A 16,727-nucleotide genomic window follows, 5' to 3' on the forward strand; every position below is an offset into this window, starting at 1 on the left:
CCGGTGCCCGGCAACCAGCGGCCAGGGAGCACTGAGGGTGGTGTCCCGGCAACGGGGCGGCACTGAGGGTGGTGTCCCGGCAACGGGGCGGCACTGAGGGTGGTGTCCCGGCAACGGGGCACTGACGGTTGTGTCCCGGCAGTCGCCCGGTGGCTGCCGGACGTCGGCCACCGGCACCGCGCGGCCGACGTCGCTGGACGGGCTTCGGCTCACGGGTGGACATTGGGTAGAGGCCGGGCAGGGGGATCACGCAAGGGCCATCGCGGTGGCCCGGTTGAGGCCACGGGCGTCGGCCATGGGCCGGCGGGCATGTCGCCGGTCCCGCCGGCTGCCGAGGTCGGCCGCTCCGGACGACGGGGCAGCAGGCCGCGCCCATCGCGTACGAGGTGGGTTTCACGCCCGTGAGGACGGGCGTTCACGCTGGAGACATCGGGTGAGAGAAGGCAGGTTCAGGTGCAGCTGGTCGTCGGCCGGATAGGCCGCCCGCACGGAGTGCGCGGCGAGGTGACCGTGGAGGTGCGCACCGACGATCCCGAGCTGCGCTTCGCCGTGGGCGCGTCGCTGGCCACCGACCCGCCCGGCCGCGGCCCGCTCGTCATCGAGAGCCGCCGCTGGCACAAGGGCAACCTGCTGCTCGCGCTCGCCGGGGTCGCCGACCGCGACGCCGCCGACGAGCTGCGCGGCACGATGCTCGTCATCGACTCCGCCGAGGTGGAGCCCTCCGACGACCCCGATGAGTTCCACGACCACCAGCTCGTCGGCCTCACGGTCGTGACGACCTCTGGCGAGCGGGTCGGCGAGGTCACCGACGTGCTGCACCACGGCCAGGACCTCCTGGTCGTCGCCCGCGGCGGCCAGGACGACGCGCTCATCCCGTTCGTCAAGGCGCTCGTGCCGGAGGTGGACCTCGACGGCGGCAGGCTCGTCGTCGACCCGCCCGAGGGGCTGCTGTGACAGAGCCGGCCACGCCGGGCACCATGCGGCTCGACGTCATCTCCATCTTCCCTGAGTACTTCGCGCCGCTCGACGTCTCGCTGATCGGCAAGGCGCGCGAGCGCGGCATCCTCGACGTACGGGTGCACCAGCTCCGCGACTGGGCGCACGACGTGCACAAGACGGTCGACGACACCCCGTACGGCGGCGGCCCCGGCATGGTCATGAAGCCCGAGGTCTGGGGCGAGGCCATCGACGAGGTGGTCGGCGACGGCGCGCCCCGCATGATCGTCCCCACGCCGAGCGGCCGGCCGTTCACCCAGGAAGTGGCGCAGGAGCTCGCGGCGGAGCCGTGGCTGCTGTTCGCCTGCGGCCGCTACGAGGGCATCGACTCGCGGGTCATGCGCGAATACGGCGCGCGGCTGCGGGTGGACGAGCTGAGCATCGGCGACTACGTGCTCGCCGGCGGCGAGGTCGCGGTGCTCGTCATGGTGGAGGCCATCGGGCGGCTGCTGCCCGGCGTGCTCGGCAACGCCCACTCGGCCGTCGACGACTCCTTCGCCCCCGGCAGCATGCAGAACCTTCTCGAAGGGCCCGTCTACACCAAGCCTCCCGCGTGGCGGGGGCACGAGGTGCCGGCCGTGCTGCTGTCCGGGCACCACGGCAAGGTCGCCCGGTGGCGGCGCGACGAGGCGCTGCGCCGTACCGTCGCCAACCGGCCCGAGCTGGCGGCGGCGCTCGACCCCGCGACGCTCGACAAGCGCGACCGAGAGGTTCTGCGGGAGCTGGCGTTTCGCGTCGGGCCGGAAGATATGGCAAACTGAGGCGTTGCCAACCGTCGTTTGGTTGGTCTGTCATGCCCGGGGTCCGATCCCGGGCTCATCACATCAGCAGGCGTGTCCGCCGCGAGCTCCGGCCGGGTGGACCTCCGCGTGCTGGCGAGACTTTGAGGACAGCTCTCATGCACACGAAGATCCAGGAGCTCGAGCAGGCGACCCTGCGCAGCGATGTGCCGGACTTCCGTCCCGGTGACACGCTCGAGGTTCACGTCCGAGTCGTCGAAGGCAACCGATCCCGTATCCAGGTCTTCAAGGGCTTCGTGCTGCGCCGCCAGGGCAGCGGTGCCCGCGAGACCTTCACGGTCCGCAAGGTGAGCTACAGCGTCGGCGTCGAGCGCACCTTCCCGGTGCACAGCCCGGTCATCGAGAAGATCGTGCTGGTCAGCCGCGGTGACGTGCGTCGCGCCAAGCTCTACTACATGCGTGACCTGCGCGGCAAGGCCGCCCGCATCCGCGAGAAGCGTGAGGCGACGCCCGCCAAGTGACCCGGCGTTGACGGTGGCCCGCGCCGACCCGGGCGCGGTGGTCCGCCGGACGGCCCGCCCACCTCGGTGCGGCCTGTCCCGCCCGATGGCCCGCGTTCCGCGCGGGCCATCCGCTTTTATCGGGGCAATTCTCTTTATGTGGAGCGACTCGGGCGCGGGTGTAACGTCGGTCGGGCGTTGTCGAGCCGGTGCATCATCTAGGCTCGTCAGCGATGACAAGCGAGAGCCAGGAGTACGGCGCTGCTGCGCGCCGCCCTGTCGAGGACGAGGTGGACGTGGTCGCCGAAGAGACTCAGAAGCCGGCGAAAGGCGACAAGGAGAAGAAAGGGTCGTTCTGGAAGGAGCTTCCCGTCCTGGTCGTCGTGGCGCTGGTGCTGGCCCTGATCATCAAGACCTTCGTGATCCAGGCCTTCTACATCCCGTCCGAGTCGATGCAGAACACCCTGCTCAAGGACGACCGCGTCCTGGTCAACAAGCTCGTCTACCACACCCGTGACATCGAGCGCGGCGACGTGGTGGTGTTCTCCGGCATCGACTCCTGGGACCAGGAGTTCCAACTGGAGGAGCCGGCCAACCCCGTCGCCGGGTTCTTCCGCTGGATCGGCACCGCGTTCGGCGTGGTCCCCGGCGAGAGGGACTACATCAAGCGGGTCATCGGCGTCGGCGGCGACCACGTCAAGTGCTGCGACTCCAAGGGGCGCGTCACGGTCAACGGCGTCGCGCTCGACGAGGAGAGCTACCTCTTCCCCGGCAACGAGCCCTCCGACAAGTTCTTCGACGTCAAGGTGCCCGAAGGGCACCTGTGGGTGATGGGCGACCACCGTGCCGTGTCGCTCGACTCGCGGGCCCACCAGGGCGACCCGGGCGGCGGCTCCATCCCCGAGAGTCAGGTCGTCGGCCGGGCGTTCGTCATCGTATGGCCGTTCTCCCGGGCCGGGACACTGCCCATCCCCGACACGTTCGCCCAGCCCGCGCTGCAGGCGCTCGGCGGAGCCACGCCGTTCGCGGCCGGATTCGCGCTGGCCGTACCCTTGGTTCTGGTGGTGCGCAGGCGCCGTTCGCGCAAGGCGCGCTGATGGCCGACACCGAGAAGGCGGAGGGCGTGGAGCAGAAGAAGAAAAAGGGCGGCTTCCGCGAGACCGTCTTACTCCTCGCGCTCGGCGTGGGCATCGCGCTGGTGCTCCAGCAGTTCGTGGTGGGATCGTTCTACATCCCGTCCGAGTCGATGGAGAACACCCTGCAGATCAACGACCGGGTGTTCGTCAACAAGCTGTCCGGCAAGCCGGAGCGCGGCGACATCGTCGTCTTCAAGGGCTGGAACGGCGAGGACACCATCAAGCGGGTCATCGGCGTCGGCGGCGACCAGGTGGTCTGCTGCGACTCCAAGCGGCGGATCACGGTCAACGGCACCCCGCTCGCCGAGTCCTCCTACCTGTACCCCGACGACTACCCGTCGGGCGACGAGTTCAAGGTCAAGGTTCCCCCGGGCAAGCTCTGGCTGATGGGCGACCACCGCAGCGCCTCGGCCGACTCCCGCAGCCACATGGAGGCGCCGGGGGGCGGGTTCATCGCCGAAGAGGCGGTGGTCGGCAAGGCGGTCATGCGCTACTGGCCCCTCTCGCGCGGCCTCATCTTCACCAGGCCCGAAACCTTCGACGACGTCAAGTAGACCCGTCTCGCACGGCCCGGCAGCAACAGGTCGGTGGCGCGTGCGGAGCCCCGTACGGCCCCGCCGCCCTCGACCGTCCCGCCCTGTCCATGCGTCCGGTCCGGGCGAGCTGACACCAACCGGCCCTGCGTCACTGGGGGTCCGGCGTCCGGGCGTGCTGACACCAACCGGCCCCTGCGTGACTGGCGTCCGGGCGAGCTAACATCAACCGGCTCCGCGTGACTGCGGGCCGGCGTTCGCCCGGGGTGGGCGTGCCGGATCGCGACGGCCGGGTCAGGCCTTCATGCGGCACTGCGCGGTCGGGTGCCGGCCGTGGTGGGGTGGCTCCACCAGGTAAAGGCGGCAGCGTAGGGGATTCCGGCGGTTTCGCGCGGTCCGGCAGACGGGGGTTTCCGGTCGCGGTTTGCGGCGAATGGGGCGTACGCTGCCTCTGTCATGACAGTTGCGTTCCGTCCCCGCCCGAGCGTGGTCCGGCGCGATTCCGGACTCTACGCCTACGAACGGGCGCTCGCCCGCCGAGGTCTGGCCCCCATCGCGGGCGTCGACGAGGCCGGCCGGGGAGCCTGCGCCGGGCCGCTGGTCGTCGCCGCCGTCGTCCTGCGCAAGCAGATCCAGGGCCTGGGTGACTCCAAACTCCTCACCGCCGCCGTGCGCGAGCGGCTCTACGACCAGATCGTCCGGTCGGCGCACGTCGGCCTCATCGTCATCCCGCCCGCCGAGATCGACGCCCGAGGGCTGCATCGCAGCAACGTCTCGGGAATGCGGCGCGCCGTGGCGCAGTTGACCTGCGATCCCGCGTACATCCTCACCGACGGCTTCCCGGTGCCGGGCCTGCCGGCGCCGTCGCTGGCGGTGTGGAAGGGCGACCAGGTGGCGGCCTGCGTGGCGGCGGCCTCGATCGTGGCCAAGGTGACCAGGGACCGGATGATGGTTACGCTCGACGCCGAATTCCCCGCCTACGGATTCGCCGATCACAAGGGATATGTCACGGCAGCGCACCGGCTCGCGCTGGAGACGCACGGCCCGTGCCCGCACCACCGTTTCTCCTTCGTCACGGTGGCCAGAGAGATGGGCGAGAATGAAATAGGGGCCGGGGTTGCCTGACCAGGCACACCGGGGGACCGGTACGACAGGAGGACCGCGATGAGCGCAGAGGATCTCGAGAAGTATGAAACCGAGATGGAGCTGCAGCTTTACCGCGAATACCGTGATGTCGTCGGGCTGTTCACCTACGTCGTGGAGACGGAACGACGCTTCTACCTGACCAACTCGGTCGACCTCGACGTCCGGACCGCCGAGAACGGCGACGTGTTCTTCGACGTGAAGATGCAGGACGCGTGGGTGTGGGACATGTACCGTCCGGCGCGGTTCGTGAAGAACGTCCGTGTGGTCACGTTCAAGGACGTCAACGTGGAAGAACTGGCCAAGGCCGACCTGGAGATGCCGAAGGAAGGGTTCTCCGGCTGACGTCTCCCTTGAGCCACTCCAGGCGCCTCCACTCCAGCCGTTGCCGGCACTTCAGGGATCGCGTGCCATGGCCGGCCGTACCCGTGTGAAGGCCACCTGACCGGTGCGGCGGAAGCACCAGAGGCGACGGCCGAGCGCGACCGCCCCGAGCACGCAGCAGATGAGGCGCCCCCGGTCTTCGGCTGGGCTCGCCTTACGGTGGGCTCGTGGGGGGAAGCCGCGCCTGGCACGACCTGCCACAGGACAGCCAGCAGCGGGAAGGCCGATCATGGCGCCCGTCGAACCCGCCGGCCGAGTTGTTCCCCGCGACGCGAGGACGCCACCCACCGTCGGCACCCGCCGTTGTCCACAACGCTGCACGTCCTCGGACGACGTTTTCCCCAGAACCCCGTTCGCGAGCCTCCTCCCCACCCCGGTTGGGCGAAGGTCGTGCCCGGAGGTGGCACATGGCCGCGAAGAACGACCTCGGCAGACACGGCGAGCAACTAGCCGTCGACTATCTCGAAGCCGAGGGAATGAAGATCATCGAACGTAACTGGCGCTGCCGCCACGGCGAGATAGACGTCATCGCCGAAGACGGCTCCACGCTGGTGGTGGTCGAGGTCAAAACCCGATCGGGCAGGTCCCACGGCACGGCACTCGAAGCTGTGCGGCCGGCCAAACTGAGCAGGCTGCGCCTGCTGGCCGCCACATGGCTGGCGTCCCAGCCTCGCACGTACCCGACGGTCAGGGTCGACGTCATCGCTCTGGAGCGCTTCGCGGGCGACTATTCCTTGCGTCACGTCCGGGGAGTGGTCTAGATGGCGGTCGCACGCACCCGCAGCGTCGCCCTGACCGGTGTGACCGGCCGCACGGTCGAGGTGGAGGCCGACGTCGGCAACGGCCTGGCCGGCATCCACCTCATCGGCCTCCCCGACACGGCACTGAGCGAGGCACGCGAACGGGTGAGGTCCGCCATGGTCAACAGCCACTATCCGTGGCCCGACGCCCGCATCACGGTCAGCCTGTTCCCGGCGAGCCTGCCCAAGCGAGGCAGCCAGTTCGATCTCGCCATAGCGATCGCGATCCTGGGTGCAGCCGGTGTGGTCCCCGCCGAGCGCATCGCGGAGCCGTTCTTCCTGGGCGAGCTCGGCCTTGACGGGCGGCTCAGGCCCGTGCGCGGCATTCTCCCGTCCGTGCTGGGCGCGGCCCGGCACGACGACGTCACCGTCGTGATCCCGTCGGCGAACGCCGCGGAGGCGGCTCTCGTGCCCGACGTTCGCGTCGTGCCGGTGGCCGACCTCCGGCAGCTCGTCGAGTGGCTCCGCCGGGGAGACGACCCACCGGAGCCGCTGACCCCCGACCCCGAGTCACCGGTGTCCACCGTCACCCGTCCCGCCGTCGACCTGGCCGACGTGGTCGGCCAGCCGGTGGCGCGTCGCGCGCTGGAGATCTGCGCGGCCGGCGGCCACAACCTCTGGATGCTCGGCCCGCCCGGCACGGGCAAGACCCTCCTCGCCGAACGCCTGCCGACCCTCCTCCCGGACCTGGAGCTCGACCACGCGCTCGAAGTCACCGCCATCCAGTCGGTCGCCGGCACCCTTCCGCCCGACAGCCCGCTGGTGAGCAGGCCGCCGTTCGTCAGCCCCCACCACACGGCCAGCGCCGCCGCCATCATCGGCGGTGGCGGCGCCGTCGTCCGCCCCGGCGCGGTCTCCCTGGCGCACAGGGGTGTGCTGTTCATGGACGAGGCTCCTGAGTTCCCACGCCATGTGCTCGACTCACTGCGCCAGCCCCTGGAGTCCGGTCGCGTGACGGTGTCCAGGTCGGCGGGTTCGGTCACGTTCCCGGCGAGGTTCATGCTGGTGCTGGCGGCCAACCCCTGTCCCTGCGCGCAACCGCAGGACAACATCGACAACTGCCGGTGCACCCCCGTGGTCAGACGCCGCTATCTCGGCAGGCTGTCGGGCCCCCTCATCGACCGCATCGACATGAAGGTCACCGTCGCCCGTTCGTCGAGACGCGAGCTCATGGCCGACCGCCAGTTCGTGGAGTCGAGCCGGGTCGTCGCCGAGCGGGTTCTCGAGGCACGAAGGCGAGCGGCCGCCCGCCTTTCCGGCACCCCTTGGCGCACCAACGCCGAGATCCCGTCCACGGCCCTGCACACCGACTACCGGCCGTCGGACGAAGCCATGAAGCCGGTGACCGCCTGCCTCGACTCGGGCGCGCTGAGCGCTCGGGGGCTCGACCGGGTCGTGAGAGTCGCCTGGACAGTCGCAGACCTGGCCGGGAAGGACAAGCCAGGACACGATGAGACCGGCACGGCACTCGCCCTATGGCTCGGCGTGAGCACCTGACCGAGCACGCACCTCGTCGGCCACCCCATGCCGCACTGCACCCATCCGACGAGGCCACACGACCACGGCACGCGATACACGGTACGACCACGGCACGCGGTGCGCGGTACCGCTACGACGCGCGGTGCGCGGTACCGCTACGACGCGCGGTGCGCGGTACCGCCACGGCACGCGGTGCGCGGTACGGCTACGGCACGCGGCACGGCAAGGCACGCGGCACGGCAAGGCACGCGGCACGGCAAGGCACGCGGCACGGCAAGGCACGCGGCACGCCACGTACGCCCGGCACACCACGCGGCACGGCACGGCACGGCAGGCACGGCCACGAAAGCTGGCCCCGATCCTGACCGCCCTCGTGAGCTCGCCGCTGTCACGAGCACGGCTGTGCCGCGAAGCATGCCGTCCTGACACCCGGACGCCACGAGCGGCTGCTCGGCCGCCGAGTCCGGCCCGCCACGAACCCGGCCCTTCCACCGGCCCCTCCTCCTCGCCGGCCCTCAACACCTCGATCCTCAGGAGTCACGATGAGCAGCCTTGAACTGGTGGCCAGAGCCGCTCTCATGCGCGCCGCCGACACAGGAGACACGACGATGGGCCGTCTCGTAGCCGCCCTCGGTGCTGTCAAGGCATGGGAGGCCATCCGCGGCCGGACGCTCCCGCCGGCGTTCGTCGCCCGGGAAACACAACAGGAGCGCGTCAGCAGGCTCGATCAGAAGCTGCACACCTGGCACAACAGGCTCGCGTCAGCGGACCCGGCGGAGGACATCGCCATCGGCGAGCGGTCCGGAGCGAGACTGATCGTCCCAGGCAGTCCTGAGTGGCCGACCCAACTCGATCAACTGGGCTCGAGCCGCCCGCTCGGACTGTGGCTGCACGGCTCCGCCGACCTGCGCTTCGCCTGCCTGCGATCCGTTGCCGTCGTCGGGGCACGTTCGGCCACGTCGTACGGCACCCACGTGGCGGCCGAGTTCGGGTTCGGCCTCAGCGAGGCGGGCTGGACCGTCATCTCGGGTGGCGCCTACGGGATCGACGGCGCGGCACACCGCGGAGCCCTGGCAGCCGACTCTCCCACCGTCGCGGTCCTCGCATGCGGCGTCGACATCGCCTACCCGCGCGGACATCTCGATCTGTTCACCGCCGTCCGCGAGCAGGGCGTCCTGGTCAGCGAGTGCGCTCCAGGCGTCCACCCCACCCGCGCACGTTTCCTCATCAGGAACCGCCTGATAGCCGCCCTGTCCCGGGGCACTGTCGTCGTGGAGGCGGCGCTGCGCAGTGGCGCGCTCAACACGGCCGCCCACGCCCTCACGCTGAACCGCCACCTGGCGGCCGTTCCCGGCCCTGTCACCTCGTCCATGTCGGCCGGCTGTCACCGGCTTCTGCGCGAGCGCAAGGCCGTCTGCGTCGCCACACATGAGGAGATGATCGACCTGGTGGGCGTTCTGGGGGATGACCTCGCCCCGCCCCCTCGGAGTCCGGCTGTGCCCCGCGACACTCTCAACGATGTGACCAGGAAGGTCCTCGATGCCGTGCCTTCGCGCGGCGGGGCGGGCTTCGCATCGATCGCGCTGGCCGCAGGTGTGCCCCTGGACGCCGCCCTCAGCGCGCTGGGAGGCCTCGCGGCAGCGGGCTACGTCGAACGCGTCGAAAAGGGATGGCGCATCCGCACGCCGGCGTCGGCCGCCTACCGCAAGCACCACTCCGTGCCGGACCCCGTGGACTCCTCTGGAGCGGACGCCTTTGCCGAACCCATGCCCCCTCAAGAGCAGACGGCACCCCTACCCGACCTTGCATGACACGCGCCCCGAGGTAGCGGCGTACTGAGGCAGGTGGTGGTCTGAGGCGGCGGATCGCTTGAGATGTCGTGGGGCTTGGGCCGGGCGTGGGCGTGGGCTGGCGTGCGGCCTGGAGTGGCGTACGGCCTGGGGTGTTGTTCGCTCCGGGGGGTCTCGTGCGGCCTGGGGTGTCGCTCCGGGGGTGTCGTGGGACCTGGGGTGTCCGCGCGGCCTGGGCGCCGTGGGGCATGGGTGGCGTGCGCTCTGGCTTGGCGCACGGCCTTGCGTGGCGTAATGCCTTGGATGACGTGTGCTGTGAGTTGCGACGTGGCGGGGTGGGGATGTGCGATCTGGGTTGTATGGCCTGGGTGTGACGTGGGCTGGGCTGGGTGGCCTGGGGGTGACGTGGGCTATGGGAGGGCTTGGCGCTGACCAGCGCGTCTTCCCGCCAGTGCCCGTGCCGTGACCGCTCTGCCCGGTTCGTGACGTGCTGGAGTGGGGGTGATGTTCATGGGGAAGGGGCTGGAGGCAACGCGGGGAGACGTGCCTGACGACGCGAGTGATAGAGAGGTGATCGGCTTGGTGGCGGCTGTGGCCGCGGTGCTGGGCCGGTGGCTGAGGATGTGTGCCGGCGGGCGGACATGGGTGGGATATGGCGGATGTCGATGAGGTAACAAGTGAGTTCGAGCGGTATCTGCGGTTCGAGCGGGACCTTTCGCCGCATACCGTGCGGGCTTACCTGTCTGACGTTCGGGCTTTGATGGGGCATCTGGGCGGCAGACTCGGCGGCCTCGAGGTCGGCACGTTGCGGGAGTGGCTGGCCGGACAGCATGCTGAAGGAAAGTCGCGGGCGACTTTGGCACGGCGGACCGCTTGCGCGCGCACGTTCACCGCGTTCTGCCATCGCCAAGGTTGGCTGCCGGATGATCCAGGGCTCCTGCTCGGGAGCGCCAAGGCGCCACGATCGTTGCCCGCGGTACTCGACCAGGAGCAGGCTCGGGCCGTGCTGGAGGGGCCCTCGGCGGGTGAGCCCAAGGAACTACGCGATCAGGCCATCCTGGAGTTGCTGTACGCCACCGGCGTCCGCGTGAGCGAACTCTGCGCGCTGGACGTGGACGACGTGGACCGCGACCGCCATGTCATCAGGGTGCTGGGCAAGGGGCGTAAGGAGCGGACGGTACCGTTCGGGACGCCGGCGCTCCGCGCGGTTGACAGGTGGTGCGTCCACGGGCGGCCGTTGTGGATCAAGCCCGGTTCCGGCGCGGCGTTGTTCCTCGGGGTCCGGGGGGCCCGTATCGACGCGGGCACCGTGCGTCGGGTGGTGCACGGACGCTTGCGAGATGTGGAAGGAACTCCGGACCTCGGGCCCCACGGGCTGAGGCACACCGCCGCAACCCACCTGCTGGAGGGCGGCGCCGACCTGCGAAGCGTTCAGGAACTCCTGGGGCACGCCTCACTCAACACCACGCAGATCTACACCCATGTCTCGATCGAGCGGCTGCGGGCGGCGTACCGACAAGCCCACCCGAGGGCATGACGCCATGTAGGGGAACGCAACGCCAGGGGGATGTCACTTAAGGGAGGTTCGCCACATCAGGCAGTGCACCACGCCGGGGGGACGCCACGTCAGGGGGCACCGCGTCAGGGGGGACGCCACATTAGGGAGTGCGCCGCGTCAGGGGGCGCCACGTCAGGGGGGCACGCCACGCCAGGAGAACGCCACGAGGGTTGCGCGATCTGTTGTCACAGGGGGGACACGCCGGAGCCGTTCCCGTGGGGATCGCGCGGCATTGCCGCTACGTAGGATCCGGTCCGGCAGCGGCCGGCCAGGGTCAAGGTACGGACCTGTCCTGTCGGGTGGGCGGGTCGCGGTGGGGTCGGTCGTGAGACTTCGTGCCTGTGGACGTGGCCCCGGCTGGGTGGGCGGGGGTAGGGGGCCCCGGTGGGGGTGGTGGGATGCGTCCCACTGCGAAGGGCGATGCTGAGATCAGGACCGCTCTCATGCTTGGGACAAGGGCTGGGTGCACCGCCTCGGTGGGGATGACGGCCGGAAGCCGGGGGGTCGGGGGGAGCGTGAGGGAGAGGGGCCTCGTACGGTCTGGGGTGGCCGCCCTGTCGCCGGCCAGGGGAACCCTCTGACCTCGGCCGGACGTCGTCATGGGAGCGGCTGCGTGCACGGCCTTCCCAGCGGGCCAGACGGCCTGCCCGGCGGGCCAGAAGGGCAGGAGGCGAACGCGGGACCTGCCCAGGAGAAGCAGCGGATCGAGGTAGACGGGCGCGCGGACGAGCCCCCAGTGCAGGCATGATTCCGCGCAGTGCGAGGGGGACGCCGCCACGACTCCCAGCCGATCACCTCGGGTCACCTGCTGCCCTCGCCGCACCGACGCCGTGACGGGGAGGTAGGTGGTGCGGAGCCCGCCGGGGTGCTCGATGGACACCACGCCCCGGCCGGCGAGGGGTCCGGCGTAGCGCACCACTCCCGACCCTGCGGCGAGCACCGGCGTGCCCGGTGGGGCGGCGAGGTCGACCCCCCGGTGCCCTGCCAGCCACCGCTCGGGTGGCGGGGCGAAGTGGTGCAGGACTCTCGGGCGGCCGTCCAGAGGCCAGCGCCAGGGTGCAGGGTCGGCTGCGGCCGGACCGGCGCGGGTGAACGAGGCGGCGGTCATGAACAGGATCGCCGCCGCCGTCGCCACGGTTGCGGTCACCGAGGTGTGTCCTGCCCGGCGACGTGCCCGCGTAGCCGGGCGCGCGCGGGTGGCCGATGGGCAGGCTCGAGTCGGGAGCGTGAGCCCGTCCCGGCGCGCACGGAGCCTGGAGGCGCGGGTGGGGGCGGGCGGCTGGTCGTGCCGGCGGGGCGGATCGCGCGGCTGCACTGGTTGACGCAGCGGGGCCCGGTCGTGCCAGAGGGCCCGCGCCTGCCAGAAGGCCCGCGTGTGTCGGAGGGCCCGCGCGTGTCGGAGGGCCTGTGCGTGCCAGTGGGTTCGATCATGTGAGTGGACTCGGGTGTGCGTGGCGGTGGGGGAGTGGAAGGTAGGCATGCCCGCGAGTTTCGTCGGCGGGCGGCCGGTGGCGTGTGGCTGAACGTCATTCTGTGGACAGGGCATCGCCGGGCGCGCCGGGCTGTGGACAGAGCGCCGGGCTGTGGGGAGAAGCGTCGTATCGTGGCGTGAGATCTGCTTCGGGGTCAATCGGTTCGGGTGGCGCGGCTGCGGGGGCGGCATGAGATGAAGGAAGCGCCGTCGGCCCACGGGTCATCCACGCTGGGCGTGCGGGGCACGAGAGGCGGTGCGCAGCGGTGACGTCCAGATCCAGACGGCGCTGAGGGCGATCCCGGCCGCGGAGACGATGATGACGGGGCGCAGGCCGATGAGCTCGGCCAGCAGGCCGCCCGTGATCCCGCCCACGGCCATCACGCCCTGCACGGCGAACGTCATGGTCGCGTTGACACGGCCGCGGAGTTCGGGGGCGGTCACCCGCAACGCGATCGCGCTCATGCACGTGGCGTACGCCACCACGATGCCTCCTGTGGCCGTACCCATGAGGGCGAGCACCGTGAGCTTCCACCAGAGCGGACCGGCGAGCAGGCCGACGGCGAGGATCTCGATGGGGAAGAGCAGCACGGAGAAGAGCATCACCCGTTCCTCCCCGTATCGTTTCGCCAGGCGGGTGGTGGCCCAGGCGCCGAGGACGCCGCCCAGGCCGCTGAGGGCGACGAGGGCCCCGATGAGCCCGTGGGGGATGCCCAACGTGTTGATCATGTAGAGCATGTGGATGGCCGTGTACGTCATCGCGAAGAAGTTGATCGTGACTCCGGCGCCCAGCAGAGCTCGTAACACGGGATGGGTGACACCGACCCGGAGGCCTTCGGCCACGTCGCGCCACATGCCCCGCGAGGGTGCGGGTTCGGCGCGTTCGGGGGTGCGGATGGAGCGCAGCAGAAGGGCGGAGGCGAGGAACGTCAGGGCCTCGGCCAGTACGGCGATCGGGGCGCTCAGCAGATGTACGAGCGCGCCCGCCAGTCCCGGCCCGCCCACCGAGGCGACCGAATAGGAGGCGTTCAGGCCGGCCATGGCCGCCGTTCGCTGATCGGGGGAGACTACGGCGGCCAGGTGGGGGAAGCTCGCGGCTCTGAACAGGACTCCGGCCGCCCCGATGGTGAAGGCGACCGCCAGCAGGAGGGGAATGGTGAGGACGCCGAGCCACCAGGCCAGGGGGACCGCCGACGCGGCCACGCAGGAGACCAGCTCTGTGGCGATCATGAGAGGGCGGTGCCGGGTGAGCCGGTCCGCGATCGCGCCTGCCTGTAGCCCGATGAGCAGCGCGGGTACGGAGGCGGCGGCCGTCAGCAGGCCCATCTCGGCGGGGGAGGCGGCGAGTGACGTCACCGCGGTGAGGGGGACGGCCAGCTTCGACACCTCGGAGCCGGTGATCGAGGTGGTCCGGGCCGTCCAGAGGAGCCGGTAGTCACGCTGCTTGCGGAGCGGCGGCGTGGAAGACGCCGGTGTCGGTGGGGTGCCGCTGGGAGACGGGGGGCTCGGGGTTGGCAGGCTGGGAAGTGTGGAGCCCGGGCTCTGCGGCGGGTTGGGAGGTGTGGAGCCCGGGCCCTGCGGCGGGCTGGGAGGTGTGGAGGCCGGGCTCTGCGGCGGGCTGGGAGGTGTGGAGCCCGGGGCAGCCGGCGGCGCTGCCGTGCGGCGGTTCGGGGGGATGGGATCGCGGGGTGGCGGTGGTGGGGTGCGACGGAACGGGAAACTCTGAAAGGATCGCTTCATAACTGTGAAGGTATTGCTTCATAGTTATGAAGGCAATGCTTCGCATCGCGATCGGGGTACCTTGATGCGCATGACGCAGGAAAGGGCGAGCCTGAGCGACCCCAAGGCGATGCGGGCCCTGGCGCATCCGGCGAGGCTCGCCATCCTGAACCGGCTGGGGACGGGAGTGCCCGCGACGGCTACCGAGGTGGCCGAGGTGGCGGGCATCACGCCGAGCGCCGCCAGCTATCACCTGCGCATGCTCGCGAAGTACGGATTCGTACGGGACGCGGAGCCTCGCGGAGACGGCCGGGAGCGTCTGTGGCGCGCCGTGGACGAGCCGTTCAGCGTCGGCGTGCTGCCCGACGACCGGCCGGAGGTGCGTGAGGCCAAGGGGCTGCTCATCCGGGCGGTGCGCAGGGCGGCGAACGAGGAGGGGGAGCGGGCGCTGGCCGGCCTCGACCAGGAGTCGCACGAATGGCGCGAGGCCACCCGGTTCAGCCGTACGCTGCTCCGGGTGGACGCGGCCGAACTGGCGTCGCTGAACGCGGAGATCGAGAAGCTGCTCCGGCCGTACGCCGCCCAGCACCGGCGTGCCGAGGACGCCCCGAGCGGCGCCAGGATCGCCGAGGCGCAGGTCAATCTCTTCCCGCACGCGCCGAGGCCGGTGCCGGGTCTGCCGACCGAGGACCACGACGCCAGGTGATCCCGCCGCCGCGTGGCCCCGCCGGGGTGTACGGGAGGCGCGCCGGCCGCGGGGGGCCGTCGGCCGCGCGGCCGGAGGGTGACGTCGCGGGTCGGGGCGGGACGCTGTTGGCCGCAGGCGGTCGGGCGGGGGCGGTGCGGGAGGTAGACTTTCCGATGGCCTGTCACCACAGGCCGACTTCGCATGCCCCATCGCGGATCGCACCATCGGTCCGGGTCTCGGCTCGGCTGGAGCGGTTCGGGGCATCAGGGCGGCACCCGACGGGTTGCCGCGACACAACCGAGAATGGCGCCTGCCCGCTACGGCGCCCAGACCTGGAGGACCAGCACATGGCCCCCGTCGTCACCATGCGACAGCTGCTCGAGAGCGGCGTTCACTTCGGTCACCAGACTCGCCGCTGGAACCCGAAGATGAAGCGCTTCATCTTCACCGAGCGCAACGGCATCTACATCATCGACCTGCAGAAGTCGCTGTCCTACATCGACCGTGCCTACGACTTCGTCAAGGAGACCGTCGCCCACGGCGGCACGATCCTGTTCATCGGCACCAAGAAGCAGGCGCAGGAGGCCATCTCCGAGCAGGCCGCCCGTGTCGGCATGCCGTACGTCAACCAGCGCTGGCTGGGCGGCATGCTCACCAACTTCTCGACCGTGCACAAGAGGCTCCAGCGCCTGAAGGAGCTGGAGGAGCTCGACTTCGACAACGTCGCGGGCTCGGGGCTCACCAAGAAGGAGCTCCTCATGCGCCGGCGTGAGAAGGACAAGCTGGAGCGCACGCTCGGCGGCATCCGCGACATGGGCCGCGTGCCCAGCGCCGTGTGGGTCGTCGACACCAAGAAGGAGCACATCGCGATCAGCGAGGCCAAGAAGCTTGGCATCCCGGTCGTCGCGATCCTCGACACCAACTGCGACCCCGACGAGGTCGACTACCCGATCCCGGGCAACGACGACGCCATTCGCGCCGTCGGCCTGCTGACCAGGGTCGTCGCCGACGGTGTCGCCGCCGGCCTGATGGCTCGCTCGGGCGCCGCTCGCGGCGACGAGAAGCCCGCCGCCGCCGAGCCGCTGGCCGAGTGGGAGCGCGAGCTGATCGAGCAGGGCACGGGCGCCGGTGAGGCCGAGGCCGCCGCTCCGGAGGCCGCCGCCCCCGAGGCCGCTGGTTCCGAGGAGGCCGCTCCTGAGGCTGCCGCCGAGACCGAGACCGAGGCCGCTCCGGCCGTCGAGGCCGAGCAGCAGGCCTGACCCGTCAGGAGCGGGTCCGTCCGGGTCCGGTCCATGGTCTTCGCCCGACTGCGTCGGGTCGGCCAGGAGGCACGAGTGGCTCCTGGCTCCGGCTCATGATCGGAGGTCCTGGCCTCTCGCCGCAAGGCGTCAGGCCGGGGCCTCGCGGCGAGACTGAGCGGATGACCCGGGTGAGGTTCGGGCGCTTCGGGGCAAGGATTCGTTGAAGGTTCGTGGCCGCGAGGCCAGAGGGTGAAGAACCGGGCCGGTGTTCGATCGAAGGTCCGGGCTCCTGCGGCCGGCCGGGCTCGGGCGGCGCGCTCGGAGCCGGGGAGTCGAACCGGGGCCGGGCTGCCGGCCGGGCACCGACCGCCACGCATCGGGAGGCCGTGCCTTGGCAGACCGCACTCCGGCAGACCGCGCTCCGGCAGGCCCGACCCGGGCAGACCGCACTTCGACGGGCCGCACACCGACGGGCCGCACTGCAGACCGCACCTCGACAGACCGCACATCACGGTCGCCGACCAGGGCCGGACGGCTCGGGTGGGCGGC

Annotated in this window: 15 protein-coding genes; 13 read left to right on the forward strand and 2 right to left on the reverse strand. The window is 70.9% G+C overall.

From position 1 onward, the window contains the following. Window positions 1-453 precede the first annotated feature (453 nt). The 11 genes from rimM (at window position 454) to CXR44_RS33800 (ending at window position 11,038) form a co-directional block, all read left to right on the forward strand. Window positions 454-954 (forward strand): ribosome maturation factor RimM, encoded by a 501-nt coding sequence (rimM, locus tag CXR44_RS33745; RefSeq protein WP_101790212.1) that lies wholly within the window; start codon window positions 454-456, stop codon window positions 952-954. A gap of 23 nt (window positions 955-977) precedes the next feature. After that, window positions 978-1,757, forward strand: coding sequence for a tRNA (guanosine(37)-N1)-methyltransferase TrmD (trmD, locus tag CXR44_RS33750; protein WP_101790273.1), 780 nt, complete (start codon window positions 978-980; stop codon window positions 1,755-1,757). A gap of 137 nt (window positions 1,758-1,894) precedes the next feature. Then, window positions 1,895-2,257: a 50S ribosomal protein L19 gene (rplS, locus tag CXR44_RS33755; RefSeq protein WP_101790213.1), complete on the forward strand. Its 363-nt coding sequence runs from the start codon at window positions 1,895-1,897 to the stop codon at window positions 2,255-2,257. A 212-nt stretch (window positions 2,258-2,469) separates the two neighbouring features. Beyond that, complete coding sequence (gene lepB, locus CXR44_RS33760) at window positions 2,470-3,333, forward strand: signal peptidase I (protein WP_101790214.1); 864 nt, start codon at window positions 2,470-2,472, stop codon at window positions 3,331-3,333. Then, window positions 3,333-3,926 (forward strand): signal peptidase I, encoded by a 594-nt coding sequence (gene lepB, locus CXR44_RS33765; protein ID WP_101790215.1) that lies wholly within the window; start codon window positions 3,333-3,335, stop codon window positions 3,924-3,926. Before lepB (CXR44_RS33760) ends, lepB (CXR44_RS33765) begins: the two co-directional genes overlap by 1 nt. Before the next feature lie 435 nt (window positions 3,927-4,361). Further along, window positions 4,362-5,030 carry a ribonuclease HII gene (locus tag CXR44_RS33770; RefSeq protein ID WP_101790216.1) on the forward strand — a complete coding sequence of 223 codons (669 nt, stop codon included), beginning with the start codon at window positions 4,362-4,364 and terminating at the stop codon, window positions 5,028-5,030. A 39-nt stretch (window positions 5,031-5,069) separates the two neighbouring features. Beyond that, entirely contained in the window at window positions 5,070-5,393 is a 324-nt protein-coding gene (locus tag CXR44_RS33775; RefSeq protein ID WP_026215037.1) for a DUF2469 domain-containing protein, read from the forward strand. Window positions 5,394-5,839: 446 nt separating this feature from the next. After that, entirely contained in the window at window positions 5,840-6,193 is a 354-nt protein-coding gene (locus CXR44_RS33785; protein WP_101790218.1) for a YraN family protein, read from the forward strand. After that, window positions 6,194-7,729: a YifB family Mg chelatase-like AAA ATPase gene (locus tag CXR44_RS33790; RefSeq protein ID WP_101790219.1), complete on the forward strand. Its 1,536-nt coding sequence runs from the start codon at window positions 6,194-6,196 to the stop codon at window positions 7,727-7,729. A 560-nt stretch (window positions 7,730-8,289) separates the two neighbouring features. Next, window positions 8,290-9,522 carry a DNA-processing protein DprA gene (dprA, locus tag CXR44_RS33795; protein WP_245899748.1) on the forward strand — a complete coding sequence of 411 codons (1,233 nt, stop codon included), beginning with the start codon at window positions 8,290-8,292 and terminating at the stop codon, window positions 9,520-9,522. Between the two features lie 631 nt (window positions 9,523-10,153). Then, window positions 10,154-11,038 (forward strand): tyrosine recombinase XerC, encoded by an 885-nt coding sequence (locus CXR44_RS33800; RefSeq protein ID WP_101790221.1) that lies wholly within the window; start codon window positions 10,154-10,156, stop codon window positions 11,036-11,038. Window positions 11,039-11,333: 295 nt separating this feature from the next. On the opposite strand, the gene CXR44_RS42040 is transcribed toward CXR44_RS33800, so the two are convergent. Both CXR44_RS42040 and CXR44_RS33810 read right to left on the reverse strand, forming a co-directional pair. Continuing rightward, window positions 11,334-12,722: a murein hydrolase activator EnvC family protein gene (locus CXR44_RS42040; RefSeq protein WP_342748629.1), complete on the reverse strand. Its 1,389-nt coding sequence runs from the start codon at window positions 12,720-12,722 to the stop codon at window positions 11,334-11,336. 30 nt (window positions 12,723-12,752) lie between these two features. Next, window positions 12,753-14,048 carry an MFS transporter gene (locus tag CXR44_RS33810; protein WP_245899761.1) on the reverse strand — a complete coding sequence of 432 codons (1,296 nt, stop codon included), beginning with the start codon at window positions 14,046-14,048 and terminating at the stop codon, window positions 12,753-12,755. Window positions 14,049-14,340: 292 nt separating this feature from the next. Here CXR44_RS33810 and CXR44_RS33815 point away from each other — a divergent pair, with 292 nt between their 5' ends. Both CXR44_RS33815 and rpsB read left to right on the forward strand, forming a co-directional pair. After that, window positions 14,341-14,955 (forward strand): ArsR/SmtB family transcription factor, encoded by a 615-nt coding sequence (locus tag CXR44_RS33815; protein WP_245899750.1) that lies wholly within the window; start codon window positions 14,341-14,343, stop codon window positions 14,953-14,955. 329 nt (window positions 14,956-15,284) lie between these two features. Then, window positions 15,285-16,196, forward strand: coding sequence for a 30S ribosomal protein S2 (gene rpsB / locus CXR44_RS33820; protein ID WP_101790224.1), 912 nt, complete (start codon window positions 15,285-15,287; stop codon window positions 16,194-16,196). The last annotated feature ends 531 nt before the right edge of the window (window positions 16,197-16,727 follow it).

The sequence above is a fragment of the Nonomuraea indica genome (genome assembly GCF_002850745.1).
In the GTDB taxonomy this organism is placed as follows: domain Bacteria; phylum Actinomycetota; class Actinomycetes; order Streptosporangiales; family Streptosporangiaceae; genus Nonomuraea; species Nonomuraea indica.

Excerpts from the sequence above, each read along its gene's own strand:
- CXR44_RS33785 (WP_101790218.1), top strand. The coding sequence starts at position 5,840 with ATGGCCGCGAAGAACGACCTCGGCAGACACGGCGAGCAACTAGCCGTC.
- rpsB (WP_101790224.1), top strand. The coding sequence starts at position 15,285 with ATGGCCCCCGTCGTCACCATGCGACAGCTGCTCGAGAGCGGCGTTCAC.
- CXR44_RS42040 (WP_342748629.1), bottom strand. The coding sequence starts at position 12,722 with ATGCCGCCCCCGCAGCCGCGCCACCCGAACCGATTGACCCCGAAGCAG.
- lepB (WP_101790214.1), top strand. The coding sequence starts at position 2,470 with ATGACAAGCGAGAGCCAGGAGTACGGCGCTGCTGCGCGCCGCCCTGTC.
- CXR44_RS33770 (WP_101790216.1), top strand. The coding sequence starts at position 4,362 with ATGACAGTTGCGTTCCGTCCCCGCCCGAGCGTGGTCCGGCGCGATTCC.
- CXR44_RS33790 (WP_101790219.1), top strand. The coding sequence starts at position 6,194 with ATGGCGGTCGCACGCACCCGCAGCGTCGCCCTGACCGGTGTGACCGGC.
- CXR44_RS33815 (WP_245899750.1), top strand. The coding sequence starts at position 14,341 with ATGACGCAGGAAAGGGCGAGCCTGAGCGACCCCAAGGCGATGCGGGCC.
- rplS (WP_101790213.1), top strand. The coding sequence starts at position 1,895 with ATGCACACGAAGATCCAGGAGCTCGAGCAGGCGACCCTGCGCAGCGAT.
- CXR44_RS33800 (WP_101790221.1), top strand. The coding sequence starts at position 10,154 with ATGGCGGATGTCGATGAGGTAACAAGTGAGTTCGAGCGGTATCTGCGG.
- trmD (WP_101790273.1), top strand. The coding sequence starts at position 978 with ATGCGGCTCGACGTCATCTCCATCTTCCCTGAGTACTTCGCGCCGCTC.
- lepB (WP_101790215.1), top strand. The coding sequence starts at position 3,333 with ATGGCCGACACCGAGAAGGCGGAGGGCGTGGAGCAGAAGAAGAAAAAG.
- dprA (WP_245899748.1), top strand. The coding sequence starts at position 8,290 with ATGCGCGCCGCCGACACAGGAGACACGACGATGGGCCGTCTCGTAGCC.
- CXR44_RS33775 (WP_026215037.1), top strand. The coding sequence starts at position 5,070 with ATGAGCGCAGAGGATCTCGAGAAGTATGAAACCGAGATGGAGCTGCAG.